Raw genomic sequence first — 16676 nt, forward strand, 5'->3', positions numbered from 1 at the left:
CAAGACAGGACGACCCCGTGACCTCCAGCATTTTCTGGCACGACTACGAAACCACCGGCATCAACCCGCGCTGTGACCGGCCGCTGCAGGTCGCCGGCCTGCGCACCGACTTCGACCTCAACGAGATCGACGAGCCGATCAGCCTTTACTGCCGCCCCGCCGACGATATTCTGCCGCACCCGGCCGCGTGCCTGGTGACTGGCATCACCCCGCAGTTACTGGCCGAGCAGGGCCTGTGCGAAGCCGAATTCATGACCCGCGTGCATGCGCAGCTGGCCCAACCAGGCACCTGTGGGGCGGGCTACAACACCCTGCGTTTCGATGACGAAGTGACCCGCTACAGCCTGTACCGGAATTTTTTCGACCCCTATGCCCGTGAATGGCAGGGCGGCAACAGCCGCTGGGACCTGATCGACATCGTGCGCACGGCCTACGCCCTGCGCCCGGAGGGCATCGAGTGGCCGCAGCAGGACGGGCGCACCAGCCTGCGTCTGGAGCTGTTGAGCAAGGCCAACGGCATTGATCACGGGCATGCGCATGAAGCGCTTTCCGACGTGCGGGCAACCATTGCCCTGGCGCGACTGATCCGGCAAAAACAGCCCAAGTTGTATGACTGGCTGTTCCAGTTGCGCAGCAAGCATAAAGTCATGGAACAGATCCGCTTGCTACAACCGCTGGTGCATGTATCCGGGCGTTTTTCAGCAGCGCGTAATTACCTGGGGGTGGTCTTGCCATTGGCCTGGCACCCGCACAATCGCAATGCACTGATTGTCTGCGACCTGCATCAGGAAACCCTGCCATTACTCAGGGAAAGTGCTGAAGTATTACGTCAGCGCTTGTACACCCGGCACGAGGATTTGGCCGAGGGCGAACTACCGGTGCCGCTTAAACTGGTACAGATCAATCGCTGCCCGGTACTTGCGCCACTGTCGGTATTACGCCCTGCCGATCAACAGCGGCTGGGCATCGACTTGACGTTGTTACAATCGCGCGGTGAACAGTTGGCCGATCAACAGGCGCAATGGCAGGACAAGCTGGAGCACATTTACGGCAAGGACGATTTCGCGCCGAGTGAGGACCCGGAGCAGCAGTTGTATAACGGTTTTATTGGTGACCGTGACCGGCGTCTATGCGAGCAAGTTCGTGCGCTGGAGCCGGCGCAATTGGGCCGGGGGCAGTGGCTGTTCGATGACCCGCGCTTGCCTGAGCTGTTGTTCCGTTACCGGGCGCGCAACTTTCCGGACACCTTGACCCCCGAGGAGCGCCAGCGGTGGTATGCGTTCTGCCAGCAGCGCCTTAGCCAGCCGCAGTGGGGGGCGCCGAACACATTGGGTGATTTCGAGCAGGCGCGCCTGCAAGCCTGGGAGCGCGCCGACGAGGCCGGGCGGCGCGTGCTGGAGGCATGGCAAGTACATGCCCGGAACTTGCAACAACAGTTTGCAATTGACTGAAGGGCAGACAATCAAAAACGCCGGCAATGTGCCGGCGTTTTTGATTGCGATAAGCAAAGGCCCGGGCTGAACAATCAGTCCAGCAGGGTAGCCCAGCTCTCGACCACGTCGCCGCCCCACTTGGCTTTCCACTCTTTCAGGGTCTTGTGGTTGCCGCCTTTGGTTTCGATCACTTCACCGTTGTGCGGGTTCTTGTATTGCTTGACCTTGCGGGCACGCTTGGTAGCAACAGCCTTGACGGTGCCACGCGGTGCTTTGCTCAGTTTCGACTCAGGGTCGAGCAGGGCAATCACGTCGCGCAGGGACTTGGAGTACTCGCCCATCAGGTTGCGCAGTTTGCCTTCGAACTCCAGCTCTTTCTTCAGCTTGTCGTCCTGCGACAGGTTGGCCAGGCGAGCCTGAAGTTCTTTGATGGCTTCTTCGGTGGCGCGGTACTCGTTGATCAGGGACATGGAGTGTTCCTTAATGCGTGTTCGGAAATGTGTGGGGCAATAATAGACAGCCGATACTCGCAAGTAAACATAATGTTGGGCAATTAACTGTTGATTAAGCTGTGACAATATTTCTCCGGTGAACAAAAATTTACATTAGCGTGTGCCATTTCGCCGGCTGTGTCAGATAGTGTCCACATTGCCAGCGTGGTTGCTACAGTGGCCGCGACCGCTGCAATCAATACTGCGCTTTTCCTTGCGTGCCGCTAGAATAAGCGCCTTTGCGAAGTTCTGGAGTCTCATTCATGCGCACCTATCGTCTGGTGATCGCCTGCCCCGACCGTGTAGGGATCGTGGCGAAAGTCAGTAATTTCCTGGCCTTGTACAATGGCTGGATCAACGAAGCCAGCCATCACTCCGATGAGCAGAGCGGCTGGTTCTTCATGCGTCATGAAATCCGCGCCGAATCATTGCCCTTCGGTATCGAAGCCTTCCGTGAGGCGTTTGCGCCGATTGCCGAAGAGTTCTCCATGACCTGGCGGATAACCGACTCGGCGCAGAAAAAGCGCGTGGTGCTGATGGCCAGCCGCGAGTCGCATTGCCTGGCTGACCTGTTGCACCGCTGGCATACCGATGAACTGGACTGCGAGATCCCGTGTGTCATTTCCAACCACGACGACCTGCGCAGCATGGTCGAGTGGCACGGCATACCGTTCTTCCATGTACCGGTCGACCCCAAGGACAAGGCCCCGGCCTTTGCCGAAGTGTCGCGCCTGGTCGAAGAACACGCGGCCGATGTCGTGGTGCTGGCCCGCTACATGCAAATCCTGCCGCCGCAACTGTGCCGGGACTACGCGGAGAAGGTCATCAACATTCACCACAGTTTCCTGCCGTCGTTCGTGGGTGCCAAGCCTTACCACCAGGCCGCGCTGCGTGGGGTGAAACTGATCGGTGCAACGTGCCACTACGTCACCGAAGAACTGGATGCCGGCCCGATCATCGAGCAGGACGTGGTGCGCGTCAGCCACGCCGACAGCATCGAAGACATGGTTCGCTTTGGCCGTGATGTGGAAAAGATGGTGCTGGCACGTGGCCTGCGTTATCACCTCGAAGACCGCGTGCTTGTGCATGGCAACAAGACGGTGGTCTTCGACTGATACCGTTGGGTTGCCTGCAAGCCTTTGGGGCTGCTCGGCAGCCCTATCGCTACGCTTGAGGAACATACCGATGGCCAAACGGCGCAACCAACCCACCGCCACGGCCCCGCCCACCGTAGGTGAAGGCTGCCTGGCGCGCTATGACCCGCAAGCGCTGGCCGACACCGACGGCACCGATTTCCCCGGCGCCGCCGAACTGTGGCAGCGGCTCAACCCGCCTGGCGCCGCCAGCGCGTCAGCAACGGACGCGCCAGCAGGCACACGAACACCGGCCCGCCTGCCAGCAGGTAAAAGTAATAAGTGACTGCCCGCCAGATGAGGATCGCCGCGGCGGCGGTGGAGCTGCCCACCAGCGGCGTCAGCAGGCTTGCAGACGTCAGCTCGGCCGCACCTGCCCCGCCCGGTAGCAGGCTGAATTGCCCGGCACTGAGCGACAACATCTGCACCAGAAAGCTGGGGATCCATGCCAGCTCCCCGCCCAACCCGCGCAATACCAGGTACAACACGCTGTAGCGCAGCCCCCAGTGGATGCAGGTGAGGGTGAACACCAGCGCCAGCGTGCGCTTGGGCAACTGCCAGGTCTGCGCCAGTGCGGCGATGAAGTGCAGCAGTTTGCGGGCCCAGCGGCGCTTGCGCGGTGCGGCCACGCCCAGGCGTTGCAGCAGCCTGCCGTTGAGGCGCATGAGCGCGCGGCGGTAGCGCAGCAAGCCGATCACCCCGACCAGCGCACTGCACAGCAGCAACGCACTGCCCAGCAACATGCTCTGCTGGCTGTGGCCCAGGCTGTGAAACAATGCGTAGCCCGCAATCGCCAGCATCGCGCAGAAAAAGAACAGCAGGTCGTTCAATTGGTCCATGGCGAACACGGCCCCACTGCGCGCCGGGCCGATGCGCTCGCGTGCCAGCAGCGCCATCAGGGTCAACGGGCCACCGCTGCCGCCGGGGGTGGTGCAGATGGCGAACTCGGTGGCCATCACCACGCCCAGGCTGCGCAGGTGCCCAAGCCTTGCGCCTTGCTGGCCCAGCAACAGGCGCAGGCGCATGGCGTTGATCACCCAGCACAGCAGGATCATGCCCAGCAGGGTCAGCAACAGGCCAGGATCGAACCCTTGCAACCGGGGCAGCAGGTCACTGCCGCCAAGCAGGGCTGGCACCAGCATTGCTGCGATAAGTGCCAGGCCTAGCCAGGCCAGACGGCTCATGCGCTGACCTGGCGGTCCAGCCAGGCGGACTTGGTGAGGGGTTCGCGACCTTGAGCCATCAGGGTGCGCAGGGTATTGAGCCAGTACTCGCGGGAGCTACGGTGGCGCATGTCCACCGGGTGCAGGCCCAGGCGCAGGGTTTCGGCGTTCTGCCACCGTCTGCACTGCCAGTCGCACAGGGCCCGCGAAAGCCCCCGGCGCCAAGCACTGCGGGCGCTCCACACCAGCCCTGGCGCCTTGATCGGGGTGAACTCGGGCAAGCGGTACAGGTGCTGCGGTGTGCTGGTGTAGCGCAAAGGCAGCTGGCGCAGCGCCTGGCGGGTGCCTTCGCTCATCAACCAGGCTGGCGCCACGAAACCTGCCACTGGCCATTGCTGTTGGGCGAACACGGCCAGGCCCTGTTCCAGGCGCTGCAGGGCCTGCTGTTGATCAAGGCCATAGAACTCGCCTTCGTGGGTATAGATACGGCGCATGAAGAAGTCGCCTGGCGTGCGCGGCGGCGGGCCGTTGTCGGCATGGTAGTAGCCATGCAGCGCCAGTTCGTCGCCCTCGGCCAGGCGCCGTTCAAGCAGGCGGCAGAACGCCGGTGAGCGCAACAGCGGGTTGCGCTGGTGAAAGTCCGGAACCACCAGCCAAGTCATTGGCACACCGCCGATAGCATCCACAGCCTCCACGAAAGGTTGGTAGTCGGGCCATGTTTCAGGCGCGACATCATGCAGTACCAGCATCAGGCTACGCGGTGCGGGGCGTGTCTCAAGCATGGGCGCGCACCAGAGGCTGATGGCCGAGCACGGCCTGGTAGTGCTGCAGCAGGCCCGCGACCACGTTGTCCCATGAATAGTGTTGCTCGACATGGCGGCGCGCCTGCGCGCCCAGCTTGCGCACACCTGCCTCGAATGCCTCGCGCACGGCTGTGGCCATGGCCTGGGCATCGTTGGCTGTACACAGGCGGCCGCACTGGTCATTGACGATTTCGCCGAAGGCACCCGCGCGCACGGCGACCACCGGCGTTGCACTGGCCATGGCTTCGAGAATGACCAGACCGAAGGTTTCCTGGTCGCCGGCATGCACCAGCAAGTCGGCGCTGGCCATCAGCCGGGCGACCTCCTCTGGCGGGCAGAACTGGCCGATGACACTGACGTTGTCCGGCACATTGGCGGGCATGCCGGAGCCCACCAACAGCAGGTGGTAGGGGTGGCCCAGCTGCTGCATGCAGGCCAGCAACACCGGCAGGTTCTTTTCCCGGGAGCCACGCCCGGCGTAGATCAGCAGGCGGGTGGTATCGGCGATACCCAGCTCGGCACGCACATTGGCGTCGCGTTTGGACGGGTGGAACGTGGCCAGGTCCACGCCCAGCGGCTGTACGTGTACATCGCGCACGCCCAGGCGGCGCAGTTTGTCGGCCATGACCCGGCTGGGGGCCAGCACCCGGTCGAAATTCCCGTATAGCTTGCTGACATAGGCCTCTACATTGGGCGTGAACCAGTTGCCCATGCGGTTGCTGACCAGCAGCGGCAGGTCGGAGTGGTAGAAGCCGATTACCGGCACGTCCAGCTGGCGCCGGGCCTCCAGTGCCGCCCAGGCAGTCAGGTACGGGTCGCCGACCTCGATCAGGTCCGGCTTGAGCGAACGCAGGGTCTTGCACCACGGGGCCAGGCGTACGGGGAAGCGGTAGCCTTTGCCAAAAGGCAGCGGCAGTGCCGGTACTTGGTAGATGCCGTCGGCATTGTGGGCGCTGGCACCAGGAATCAACAGGCTATGGCGTACGCCCTGGATGGCGTCGAGGCGGTGATGTTTGGCATCAAGATAAGTTCGTACGCCACCGCTGGCGGGGGCGTAGAACATGGTGATGTCGGCGATGTGCACGATCAGCATCCCTCCGGGATCGTCTTTCGGGTCTGTCATCTGGCGCTTGGTTGGCGGCGATGACACGCCTAAAGGTTGACCTTTCAGAAGGATAGTTTGTTCGATCGGGGTTGCGCGGCAAGCTGCCCCAGGGGAGGGGGTGAATCTGTTCCCCTGGGGCGCGTGGGACTAGATCCGGAAACTGCCCACCAGGTGCTTCAGGCGCCCGGCCTGCTGCTCCAGGTCGGAGCACGCACGCAGGGTGGCCTGCAGGTTCTCCACACCTTCCTGGTTGAGCATGTTGATCTCGTTGATATCCATGTTGATGGCTTCGACCACGGCAGTCTGCTCCTCGGTGGCGGTGGCCACCGACTGGTTCATGCCATCGATCTCGCCAATGCGCACGGTTACGCTGTCCAGCCGTTCGCCGGCCTGGTTGGCGATCTGCATGCTGTCGCTGCTGTGGCGCTGGCTCTGATCCATGGTTTCGACCGATGCGCGGGCACCCACCTGCAGTTCTTCGATCATGGCCTGCACCTGTTGCGCCGATTCCTGGGTGCGGTGGGCCAGGTTGCGTACCTCATCGGCCACCACGGCGAAACCACGCCCGGCTTCACCGGCGCGGGCCGCTTCGATGGCGGCGTTCAAGGCCAGCAGGTTGGTCTGCTGGGAGATACTGGTAATCACTTCCAGAATCTGGCCGATGTTCACGGTTTTGCTGTTGAGGGTCTCGATGTGCTCGCTGGAGGTGACGATCAGGTCCGAGAGCCGGTTCATCGCCGCAATGTTGCGCTCGACCACCTGTTGGCCTTCTTCGGCCAGCAGCCTTGCAGAGCTGGCGTGCTGCGAGGCCTGGGCAGCGTTGCCGGCGATTTCCTGGGCCGCGGCCCCCAGCTCGTTGATGGCCGCGGCCACGCTGTTGGTGCGGTTGGCCTGCTCATCGGAGTTGGTCATTGATGAGTTCGAGGCGCTGATCACCCGCAGCGCCACTTCGTTGACTTGCTCGGTGGCCGAGGACACTTCGCGGATGCTGCTGTGAATACGCTCGACGAAGCGGTTGAAGGCGTTGCCGAGAATGCCGAATTCATCGTGGTTATGGACGCGCAGGCGCTTGGTCAGGTCGCCCTCACCTTCGGCGATGTCTTCCATGGCGCGGGTCATGGTGTGCAACGGCTGCATCAGTACGCGAATCAGCAAGCCGAGCAAGGCGATGATGATGACCACGGCGACGACCGTGGCAACCACCGCCGAGGTGCGGAAGGTGCTCAGCATCGAGAAGGCCTTGGCCTTGTCCACCGACAGGCCAATGTACCAATTGGCCGAGGGCAGGCCGGTGATCGGGGTGAATGTCAGCAAACGTGCCTGGCCGTCGCTTTGCACTTCGGTCAGTTCGTTGCTCAGTTTGGGTGTGTGTTGCGGGAACAGGTCTGACAGCGACTTCATCACCAGGGCCTGGTCCGGGTGTACCAGGATCTTGCCCTGGTCATTGACCAGGAAGGCATAGCCCATACCACCAAAGTCCAGCGAGTTGATGATTTGCACCAGACCGTCCAGCGCCAGGTCGCCACCGACCACACCCACGCTGCTGGAGACCTTGCTGAGGATGCCGATGACCATCTTGTTGGTGGTCATGTCGATGTACGGTTCGGTCAACATGGCCCCGCTGGCATTCATGCCATCCTTGTACCAGGGTCGGGTGCGAGGGTCGTAACCGTCGGGCATCTTCGCGTCCGGGCGAACACTGAAGCCGCCGTCGATCTTGCCCAGGTAAACGGTCAGGAAGCTGGAGAGCAGTGCGCGCTGGCCCATGAAGGTTTCAGCGTTGGCCGGGTTCTGGGCAATGTTCTGCGCCAGGTTTTCCACCAGTTTGATACGCCCGTCGAACAGGTTGCGGATGTTGGTGGACGTGGAAGTACCCATTTCAGCCAGGTAGTTTTCCAGGTCCTCGCGGATGGCATTACGCTGCAGGTAATCGTTGTAAAGGGTGAAAAGGCTGAAGGCGAGTATGACGATCAGTGAGGCGGCCAACAGTATCTTGTGGCTGAAACGCAGGCTTTTATTCATGGCGTAATCGGTTCCGCTAAGGTTTTAATCAGGGCGTTCGCACGAGTGAGGCCGCAAGGCTGTGCAATATCCGGAAAAATCCCTTTTCGGTTGTTCCTCTCTTCTAAGGCGAATATCACCCGAAGGTATCGGCAGGTTTCAGTTAAAGCTTGAGCAGGGGATTAAAGAGATGTCGGAAACTTCGACCATAGTTGTGGGATCGGGCCCGGATGGCCAGCCGCTCGGGCAAGCCATGCGCCTGGCCAACCGCCACGGCCTGGTGGCAGGCGCCACCGGTACTGGCAAGACCGTCACCTTGCAACGCCTGGCGGAAGTGTTCAGTGACGCCGGGGTCGCGGTGTTTGCCGCCGACGTGAAAGGTGACTTGTGTGGCCTGGGCGCCGCCGGTGCACCGCAGGGCAAGGTGGCCGAACGCATCGCCGGCATGCCTTGGCTTGGGCATACGCCACGGGCCTACCCGGTGACGTTGTGGGACATCGCGGGGCAGTCCGGCCACCCGCTGCGCACGACCCTCAGTGAAATGGGGCCGCTGCTGCTGGGCAACTTGCTGGAACTGACCGACAGCCAGCAGGCGGCGTTGTATGCAGCGTTCAAGGTCGCCGACCGTGAAGGCCTGTTGCTGCTCGACCTGAAAGACCTCAAGGCGCTGCTTGCCCACCTGAAAGACAACCCGCAATTGCTGGGTGAAGACAGCGCGCTGATGACCACCGCCTCGACCCAGGCCTTGTTGCGCCGGCTGGCAACCCTCGAGCAACAGGGGGCCGAGGCGCTGTTCGGCGAGCCGGCGTTGCAACTGGAAGACCTGTTGCGTCCGGACCCCGATGGCCGCGGCCGGATCCACCTGCTTGATGCCAGCCGCTTGGTGCATGAAGCCCCCAAGGTCTACGCCACCTTCCTGTTGTGGCTGCTGGCCGAATTGTTCGAGCAGTTGCCCGAGCGCGGCGATGCCGAAAAACCGCTGCTGGCGTTGTTCTTCGACGAGGCGCACCTGTTGTTCAACGGCACGCCCAAGGCGCTGCAGGAGCGCCTGGAGCAGGTGGTACGGCTGATCCGGTCCAAAGGTGTGGGCGTGTTCTTCGTCACCCAGTCGCCGGGTGACTTGCCGGATGCGGTGCTGGCCCAGTTGGGCTTGCGCATTCAGCATGGCTTGCGGGCATTCACGGCGAAGGAGCAGAAGGCATTGCGGGCGGTAGCCGATGGCTTCCGCCCCAACCCGGCGTTCGACACCTTGAGCGTGCTCACCGAACTGGGCATCGGCGAAGCGCTACTGGGGGCGCTTGAAGAGAAGGGAACCCCGGCCATGGTCCAGCGCGTGTTGGTGGCACCGCCGCAATCGCGGATCGGGCCGTTGAGTGCTGCTGAGCGCGGTGCGCTGATTGCTGCTTCGCCGCTGGCCGGGCGCTATGACAAGCCGGTGGACCGTGAGTCGGCCTATGAAATGCTGACCCAGCGCAAAGGCGAGGCCGTGGAGCCGGCGCCGCAACCGAAGGCCGATGAAGAGAGCTTTGCCGACAAGGCCGGTGAGTTCTTGCAGAGTGCGGCGGGGCAGGCGATCAAATCGGCGGTGCGACAGGCAGCCAACCAGTTGGGGCGGCAACTGGTGCGGGGGTTGATGGGGTCGTTGTTGGGGGGCAGGAAAAAATAGTTGGCTGCCACCTGGACCGTATCGAGCCTGGGGGGGAATGCCAGTCAGTTAAGCGTTACTGGGGCTGCTTTGCAGCCCTTCGCGGGCACGCCCGCTCCTACAGGTTGGGCGCTGAACTCAAGAAATGCGCGATCCCCTGTGGGAGCGGGCGTGCCCGCGAAGGGTCGCAAAGCGGCCCCAAATTACTTAACTGACAGGCATTAGCCCCGTGGGCGCCTTTGTCTATTGCGGTGTCACTCAGCCAATGGCCTTGGACGCCAGCCAGAACAAGCCGGCCGCCAGGCCCATCGAGGCTGGCAGGGTCAGAACCCAAGCCATCAGGATGGTTTTGACGGTGCCACCTTGCAGGCCGCTTTTGTTGGCGACCATGGTGCCGGCCACGCCGGACGACAGCACGTGAGTGGTCGAAACCGGCAAGGCGAACACGTTGGCCATGCCGATGGCACAGGCCGCGGTGATCTGTGCCGACATGCCCTGGGCATAGGTCATGCCCTGCTTGCCGATCTTCTCGCCAACGGTCAGCACCACACGCTTCCAGCCCACCATGGTGCCCAGGCCCAAGGCCAGGGCAACGGCCACGATCACCCAGAACGGGGCATATTCAGTGGTAGCGGTAAGGTCTTTGCGCAGTTTTTCCAGGTCGGCCTTTTCGCGGGCTTCCAGGCCAGGCAGCTTGCCAACCTTCTTCGCGGTGTCGTCCAGGCACAGCAGGTAGCGGCGTACTTCAACGCGCTTCTCGGCAGCCAGGCTGTGATAGTCGGTCACGCCTTGCAACGAGGTCTGCAGTGCGGCGATGGTCGGCTCGGTCTGCTGCGGGTTGCAACTGAACTGTTCCGGCAGGTCGCTGGCCTTGGCCTTGCCCAGGGCCAGGAACTCGCCCAGGGTGGCGGCGTTGCGCTCGTAGAACTGGCTCATGTGCAAGGTGGCGTCGCGGGTACGCTCGATCTGATAGGTGGTGCTGTTCAGGTCGAGCACGAACTTGGCCGGAACGATACCGATCAGCACCAGCATGATCAGGCCAATGCCTTTCTGGCCGTCGTTGGAACCGTGCACGAAGCTCACGCCCATGGCAGAAACCACCAGGACCAGGCGGTTCCAGAAGGGCGGGTGCTTCTTGTCGTCGAGTTTACGGCGCTGTTCGGGGGTCTTGTGCATCTTCGACAGCGGGCGCCACCACTTCAGGCCGAGCAGCACCAGGGCAGCCACGGCGAAGCCGGCCATTGGCGAGACCACCAGCGACATGGCTATGTCGATGGCTTTCTGCCAGTTAACGCCGTCTCCGAGCGGGATGTCGTTGATCAGGGCATTGGCCAGACCTACACCCAGAATAGAGCCGATCAGCGTGTGCGAGCTGGAAGCGGGAATACCGAAGTACCAGGTGCCGAGGTTCCAGGTGATGGCCGCGGCCAGCAGGGAGAAGACCATGGCCAGGCCGTGCCCGGTGTTCACATTGATCAGCAACTCCACCGGCAGCAGGTGCACGATGGCGTAGGCCACCCCGACACCGCCCAGCAGTACGCCGAAGAAGTTGAACACGCCGGAGAAGAACACGGCGAGGTGGGGAGGCATGGCTTTGGTATAGATGACGGTAGCTACCGCGTTTGCGGTGTCATGAAAGCCATTGATGAACTCGAAGGCGAGTACGAAGGTCAAGGCGAGCAGCAGGCTCACCAATACCCAGGCATCCAGTCCGCTGAATAAATCGATCATGAAGGTTGTCTGGCGGTCATAGGGGGGCGGGATTATGCCAGAAAACCTTGGCAATCGATGCACCTCCAGCAGGCCGTTGGCACGGCCAAAAGCGCCAAAGCTGCCCTGCGAGCGGCCCTTGATTACAGGGCAAGTTCAGCTTAAATCGGCGAATTGCTGCGAAAAGCAGGTCAAAAACGTAAAGGTCCAGCTTCGGCGCTAATTAAAACGATCGTTTGAAATTTGTGAAAATCCATTTCACTTAGCTTGGGTAATAAGACCAACACGCCCGGCAGAGCCGGGCGGACACAGCGCTGCATTGACCCGGGTCAGGGGTTCTCGCTGCGTAGTTCCTTTTCCATGCGTTCCAGTTCCTGGCTGAAAGCCTGGTCTCGCAGGCTGGCGCGTTTGCGCCAGGGTTTGCGCTCCGGTTCCGTTTGTGCGGCATAGGTGGTGACTTCGCCGCCGTAGACATCCTTGTAACGTTCAGCCTGGCGCTCGAGTTCTGCGCGCAGTTCATCTTTCGTCACATGCAGTACCTGAATTAAGTGTAATCACGGGGGTAACGCGTTATGCGCTTGTGCGCGCTGTTCCGGCCGCAACGTCTTGGTTCCACGGAAGGTTCCGTGGGCACAATTGCGTCACGACTGTCGTGCCGATTATAGCAACCGATAATTTGCCGAACATCGTTATTTAACCAGCACCGCCATCATCCGACGCACGTTATGGCATGTGCGGGTAAACAAGTTGGGGCTTTCTTACAAGTTTGAAAGGCATGCCGGATAAAAGTTCGGGCAACAAGCTGACGAGGCGGGAATGAAAAACGGCCCCGCCGAAAGGCGAGGCCGTTGCCTGGGGACTTCTACGGTGGGTACCTGACCAGTCTCTCCAAAGAAGCCACATGTGGCAGGAGAAAGGTATAAGCAAAAGTGTCAGCGGTCAATTGCGATTATCGGCCGTTTGTTCGATAATCGCACGAACCGGCGTTTTTTTTGAGGTGTGCGATGAGTGACGAAACGGTGGACAACGCTTCTGCCAGCCCAGAGGCGGCACGGCCTGTGTTGGCGGCCATGGCGCCGCCGATCGTGGCCTCGCCGGCCAAGCGCATCCAGGCTTTCACCGGCGACCCGGACTTCATGACATCCCTGGCCCGTGGCCTGGCGGTGATCCAGGCTTTCCAGGAGCGCAAGCGCCACCTCACCATCGCCCAGATCAGCCACCGTACCGAAATACCCCGGGCCGCCGTGCGCCGTTGCCTGCACACGCTGATCAAGCTGGGCTATGCCACCACCGACGGGCGCACCTACTCGCTGCTACCCAAAGTGCTGACCCTGGGGCATGCCTACCTGTCATCCACGCCATTGGCGATTTCGGCCCAGCCGTACCTGGACCGCATCAGCGACCAGCTGCACGAGGCGGCCAACATGGCCACCCTCGAAGGTGACGACATCCTTTATATAGCCCGTTCGGCCACAGTCGAGCGCCTGATTTCGGTCGATTTGTCGGTGGGCGGGCGCCTGCCCGCCTACTGCACGTCGATGGGGCGCATTCTGCTGGCGGCGCTGGATGACACCAGCCTGCGCGAATACCTGGAGCGGGCCGACCTCAAGGCGCGCACCAGCCGTACCTTGCATGATGCCGAATCGTTGTTCGCCTGTATTCAGCAGGTCCGCGCCCAAGGCTGGTGTGTAGTGGACCAGGAACTGGAGCAGGGGCTGCGCTCGATTGCCGTGCCGGTGTATGACGCTTCCGGGCAGGTGCTGGCAGCCTTGAACGTAAGTACCCACGTCGGGCGGGTCACGCGCAGCGAACTGGAGCAGCGCTTCTTGCCGATCCTGCTGGCTGCCAGCCGGGACCTGTGCCACCAGCTGTTTGGTTGAGCGCGCAAGGGGGGGGGGCGCGCCAGCGGTTTTTTGAACAGGCAAAACGGTTTCCTGTGCGATAAACGCACAGTGTCGCTCGCGGCGAATTGCGTCACCTGCGCCCGCTGATTAATGTCTCTCGCAACGGTCGGCTGTGCCGACCGAACAAGAAAAACATGAGGCACATACCATGCATACTGTCCCTAGGCTGCTGCGCTCGCACCCGCATGCAGTTTCGTTGTATCCAGGCTGACCCAGGCCATTTTCCCTAGCGTTGCCCACCTGTACCGGCTAGCCGAGTGCAATGGCCTGGCTGTGCCCCCTATTCTGGATAACAACAATGAACCAAGCGCAAACCAACGTCGGCGCAAGCCTTGACGTCCAGTCGTTCATCAATCAGCAACCGTTGTCCCGCTATCAGTGGCGGGTCGTGCTGCTGTGTTTTCTGATCGTCTTCCTCGATGGCCTGGACACGGCCGCCATGGGCTTCATCGCCCCGGCCCTGTCGCAGGAATGGGGCATTGACCGTGCCAGCCTGGGCCCGGTGATGAGTGCCGCGTTGATCGGCATGGTCTTCGGCGCCCTGGGCTCGGGGCCGCTGGCCGACCGCTTTGGCCGCAAGGGCGTGCTGGTGGGTGCTGTACTGGTATTCGGTGGCTTCAGCCTGGCCTCGGCCTATGCCACCAACGTCGACCAGTTGCTGGTGCTGCGCTTCCTGACCGGCCTTGGCCTGGGGGCGGGTATGCCCAACGCCACCACGCTGCTGTCGGAGTACACCCCAGAGCGGCTCAAGTCGCTGCTGGTCACCAGCATGTTCTGCGGCTTCAACCTGGGTATGGCCGGCGGTGGCTTCATTTCCGCGAAAATGATCCCGGCCTATGGCTGGCACAGCCTGCTGGTAGTCGGTGGCGTGCTGCCGTTGCTGCTGGCCGTGGTGCTGATGGTCTGGCTGCCGGAGTCGGCGCGCTTCCTGGTGGTGCGTAACCGTGGCACTGACAGGGTGCGCAAGACCTTGTCGCCGATCGCCCCGCAGGTGGTGGCCGAGGCGGCGAGCTTCAGCGTGCCGGAACAGAAGGCCGTGGCCGCCCGCAACGTGTTCTCGGTGATTTTCTCTGGCACCTACGGCCTGGGTACCGTACTGCTGTGGCTGACTTATTTCATGGGCCTGGTGATCGTCTATCTGCTGACCAGCTGGCTGCCGACCCTGATGCGTGACAGTGGCGCGAGCATGGAGCAGGCGGCCTTTATCGGTGCCTTGTTCCAGTTTGGTGGCGTGCTGAGTGCGGTCGGTGTGGGTTGGGCCATGGACCGCTTCAACCCGCACAAGGTGATTGGCATTTTCTACCTGCTGGCCGGGGTATTCGCCTACGCCGTAGGGCAGAGCCTGGGCAATATCACCTTGCTGGCTACGCTGGTACTGGTGGCTGGTATGTGCGTGAACGGCGCCCAGTCGGCCATGCCGTCGCTGGCGGCGCGCTTCTACCCGACCCAAGGCCGGGCGACCGGGGTATCGTGGATGCTGGGCATCGGCCGCTTCGGCGCGATACTCGGGGCCTGGAGCGGCGCAACCCTGTTGGGCCTGGGCTGGAGCTTCGAGCAGGTGCTCACGGCGCTGCTGGTGCCGGCGGCGCTGGCTACCGTTGGGGTGGTGGTGAAAGGGCTGGTGAGCCACGCCGACGCCACCTGATAGCGAGGCCGGCCTTGCCGGCCAGGCGCTGTACGAAGGTGGGTAGCAAGGCAACAAATAGTTCGATAATCGCACGAATAGTCGATTATCGGATTGTAAGCTACCCACCGGCCTCCTTAATCTGAGCTTACTGAAGCACCCTGACCAGGAGCCTCCAATGCCACGTGCAGACCACCACCGAACCCACCGAAATCAAGCTGCCACCCCGCGTGACCTTGATGCCCGTACCGCCGCGGCCCATGGCCAGCCGGCAGGAGAAGCCTGATGCGAGACGTATTCATCTGTGACGCCATCCGTACCCCGATTGGCCGCTTTGGCGGTGCCCTGGCCGGTGTGCGTGCCGACGACCTGGCCGCCGTGCCACTGAAGGCGCTGATCGAGCGCAACCCCGGTGTGCAGTGGGACCAGGTTGACGAGGTGTTCTTCGGGTGCGCTAACCAGGCAGGTGAAGACAACCGCAACGTGGCGCGCATGGCGCTGCTGCTGGCCGGCCTGCCCGAAAGCATTCCGGGCGTCACCCTGAACCGCCTGTGTGCCTCGGGCATGGATGCCATTGGCACTGCTTTCCGCGCCATTGCCAGCGGGGAAATGGAGCTGGCCATCGCCGGGGGGGTGGAATCGATGTCGCGGGCCCCGTTCGTCATGGGCAAGGCCGAAAGCGGCTATTCGCGCAACATGAAGCTGGAAGACACGACCATCGGCTGGCGCTTCATCAACCCGCTGATGAAGAGCCAGTACGGCGTGGACTCCATGCCGGAAACCGCCGACAACGTGGCCGACGATTATCAGGTATCGCGCGCCGACCAGGATGCTTTCGCCTTGCGCAGCCAGCAAAAGGCCGCTGCAGCGCAGGCAGCCGGCTTTTTTGCCGAAGAAATCGTGCCGGTGCGCATCGCCCATAAGAAGGGTGAAGTGATCGTCGAGCGTGATGAACACCTGCGCCCGGAGACCACCCTGGAAGCGTTGACCAAGCTCAAGCCGGTCAACGGCCCGGACAAGACCGTCACCGCCGGCAACGCTTCGGGCGTCAACGATGGTGCGGCAGCACTGATCCTGGCCTCGGCTGAAGCGGTGAAGAAGCATGGCCTTACCCCGCGTGCCCGCGTTCTCGGCATGGCCAGCGGTGGCGTTGCGCCACGGGTGATGGGCATTGGCCCGGTCCCGGCAGTGCGTAAGCTGACCGAGCGCCTGGGTGTGGCGGTGAATGATTTCGATGTGATCGAGCTCAATGAAGCGTTCGCCAGCCAAGGCCTGGCAGTGCTGCGTGAGCTGGGCGTGGCCGATGATGCGCCGCAGGTGAACCCCAATGGCGGCGCGATCGCGCTGGGCCACCCGCTGGGCATGAGCGGTGCTCGCCTGGTGCTGACGGCGCTGCATCAACTGGAGAAAAGCGGTGGCCGTAAAGGCCTGGCGACCATGTGCGTGGGCGTCGGCCAAGGCTTGGCGCTGGCCATCGAACGGGTTTGACCTGTCCTGGCCCCTTCGTGGGGCAAGCCGGGTGTCACAGTATGGTCGTTGCCCACTGCACAACGGCAAACTGTGGCAGCAGGCTTGCCCCGCGAAGGGGCCGGCACCTTCGACTCAAGGCCAATTGCCAGCCTCAAGGCGGAACGAGGTGTTACCAGGTATGTCTAGAATAACCT

The 16676-nt window shown here is 62.3% G+C and carries 13 protein-coding genes and 1 pseudogene; 6 read left to right on the forward strand and 8 right to left on the reverse strand.

The window, feature by feature from the left end:
- Nucleotides 1-17: 17 nt before the first annotated feature.
- Entirely contained in the window at nucleotides 18-1451 is a 1434-nt protein-coding gene (gene sbcB, locus DMX12_RS00715) for an exodeoxyribonuclease I (RefSeq protein ID WP_054912075.1), read from the forward strand.
- Between the two features lie 74 nt (nucleotides 1452-1525).
- On the opposite strand, the gene mvaT is transcribed toward sbcB, so the two are convergent.
- The gene (mvaT, locus tag DMX12_RS00720) at nucleotides 1526-1903 is read right to left on the reverse strand and encodes a histone-like nucleoid-structuring protein MvaT (RefSeq protein ID WP_009685634.1); all 378 of its coding nucleotides are present in this window, start codon (nucleotides 1901-1903) and stop codon (nucleotides 1526-1528) included.
- A gap of 284 nt (nucleotides 1904-2187) precedes the next feature.
- On the opposite strand from mvaT, the gene purU reads away from it, so the two are divergent.
- The gene (purU, locus tag DMX12_RS00725) at nucleotides 2188-3039 is read left to right on the forward strand and encodes a formyltetrahydrofolate deformylase (RefSeq protein WP_047149623.1); all 852 of its coding nucleotides are present in this window, start codon (nucleotides 2188-2190) and stop codon (nucleotides 3037-3039) included.
- A 209-nt stretch (nucleotides 3040-3248) separates the two neighbouring features.
- Here purU and DMX12_RS00735 read toward each other — a convergent pair whose 3' ends face one another.
- The 5 genes and pseudogenes from DMX12_RS00735 to DMX12_RS30195 form a co-directional block, all read right to left on the reverse strand.
- Nucleotides 3249-4241, reverse strand: coding sequence for a lysylphosphatidylglycerol synthase transmembrane domain-containing protein (locus tag DMX12_RS00735; RefSeq protein WP_110675676.1), 993 nt, complete (start codon nucleotides 4239-4241; stop codon nucleotides 3249-3251).
- Nucleotides 4238-5002 (reverse strand): DUF2334 domain-containing protein, encoded by a 765-nt coding sequence (locus DMX12_RS00740; RefSeq protein WP_110675678.1) that lies wholly within the window; start codon nucleotides 5000-5002, stop codon nucleotides 4238-4240. The genes DMX12_RS00735 and DMX12_RS00740 overlap by 4 nt, the downstream gene beginning before the upstream one ends.
- The gene (locus tag DMX12_RS00745) at nucleotides 4995-6116 is read right to left on the reverse strand and encodes a glycosyltransferase family 1 protein (protein WP_029887350.1); all 1122 of its coding nucleotides are present in this window, start codon (nucleotides 6114-6116) and stop codon (nucleotides 4995-4997) included. The genes DMX12_RS00740 and DMX12_RS00745 overlap by 8 nt, the downstream gene beginning before the upstream one ends.
- Nucleotides 6117-6275: 159 nt before the next feature.
- Nucleotides 6276-7040 (reverse strand): methyl-accepting chemotaxis protein, encoded by a 765-nt coding sequence (locus DMX12_RS30190; protein WP_371928247.1) that lies wholly within the window; start codon nucleotides 7038-7040, stop codon nucleotides 6276-6278.
- 93 nt (nucleotides 7041-7133) lie between these two features.
- Nucleotides 7134-8150, reverse strand: a pseudogene (locus DMX12_RS30195) (cache domain-containing protein); the annotation flags it as partial.
- Between the two features lie 169 nt (nucleotides 8151-8319).
- Between DMX12_RS30195 and DMX12_RS00755 the strand changes: the two are divergent.
- Nucleotides 8320-9795, forward strand: a complete 1476-nt coding sequence (locus tag DMX12_RS00755) for a helicase HerA-like domain-containing protein (protein ID WP_110675682.1) — start codon at nucleotides 8320-8322, stop codon at nucleotides 9793-9795.
- 237 nt (nucleotides 9796-10032) lie between these two features.
- Here the strand turns inward: DMX12_RS00755 and DMX12_RS00765 are convergent, their stop codons facing one another.
- On the reverse strand, nucleotides 10033-11505 hold the full coding sequence (locus tag DMX12_RS00765) for an inorganic phosphate transporter (RefSeq protein ID WP_009685626.1): 1473 nt from the start codon (nucleotides 11503-11505) through the stop codon (nucleotides 10033-10035).
- Nucleotides 11506-11813: 308 nt separating this feature from the next.
- On the reverse strand, nucleotides 11814-12014 hold the full coding sequence (locus DMX12_RS00770) for a hypothetical protein (protein WP_009685625.1): 201 nt from the start codon (nucleotides 12012-12014) through the stop codon (nucleotides 11814-11816).
- Nucleotides 12015-12488: 474 nt separating this feature from the next.
- On the opposite strand from DMX12_RS00770, the gene pcaR reads away from it, so the two are divergent.
- From pcaR to pcaF, 3 genes are all read left to right on the forward strand, one after another.
- Complete coding sequence (gene pcaR / locus DMX12_RS00780; RefSeq protein WP_009685624.1) at nucleotides 12489-13364, forward strand: pca regulon transcriptional regulator PcaR; 876 nt, start codon at nucleotides 12489-12491, stop codon at nucleotides 13362-13364.
- Nucleotides 13365-13686: 322 nt separating this feature from the next.
- A complete protein-coding gene (locus DMX12_RS00785; protein ID WP_054912070.1) occupies nucleotides 13687-15033 on the forward strand; it encodes an MFS transporter in 1347 nt (448 codons plus the stop codon).
- Nucleotides 15034-15294: 261 nt separating this feature from the next.
- Nucleotides 15295-16500 carry a 3-oxoadipyl-CoA thiolase gene (gene pcaF / locus DMX12_RS00790; protein WP_175442624.1) on the forward strand — a complete coding sequence of 402 codons (1206 nt, stop codon included), beginning with the start codon at nucleotides 15295-15297 and terminating at the stop codon, nucleotides 16498-16500.
- The last annotated feature ends 176 nt before the right edge of the window (nucleotides 16501-16676 follow it).

This window comes from Pseudomonas sp. MB-090624 (assembly GCF_003205245.1).
GTDB classification, from domain to species: Bacteria; Pseudomonadota; Gammaproteobacteria; order Pseudomonadales; family Pseudomonadaceae; genus Aquipseudomonas; species Aquipseudomonas juntendi.

Coding starts and splice junctions, on each gene's coding strand:
- mvaT (WP_009685634.1), bottom strand. CDS start 1,903: ATGTCCCTGATCAACGAGTACCGCGCCACCGAAGAAGCCATCAAAGAA.
- purU (WP_047149623.1), top strand. CDS start 2,188: ATGCGCACCTATCGTCTGGTGATCGCCTGCCCCGACCGTGTAGGGATC.
- DMX12_RS00735 (WP_110675676.1), bottom strand. CDS start 4,241: ATGAGCCGTCTGGCCTGGCTAGGCCTGGCACTTATCGCAGCAATGCTG.
- DMX12_RS00740 (WP_110675678.1), bottom strand. CDS start 5,002: ATGCTTGAGACACGCCCCGCACCGCGTAGCCTGATGCTGGTACTGCAT.
- DMX12_RS00745 (WP_029887350.1), bottom strand. CDS start 6,116: ATGCTGATCGTGCACATCGCCGACATCACCATGTTCTACGCCCCCGCC.
- DMX12_RS30190 (WP_371928247.1), bottom strand. CDS start 7,040: ATGACCAACTCCGATGAGCAGGCCAACCGCACCAACAGCGTGGCCGCG.
- DMX12_RS00755 (WP_110675682.1), top strand. CDS start 8,320: ATGTCGGAAACTTCGACCATAGTTGTGGGATCGGGCCCGGATGGCCAG.
- DMX12_RS00765 (WP_009685626.1), bottom strand. CDS start 11,505: ATGATCGATTTATTCAGCGGACTGGATGCCTGGGTATTGGTGAGCCTG.
- pcaR (WP_009685624.1), top strand. CDS start 12,489: ATGAGTGACGAAACGGTGGACAACGCTTCTGCCAGCCCAGAGGCGGCA.
- DMX12_RS00785 (WP_054912070.1), top strand. CDS start 13,687: ATGAACCAAGCGCAAACCAACGTCGGCGCAAGCCTTGACGTCCAGTCG.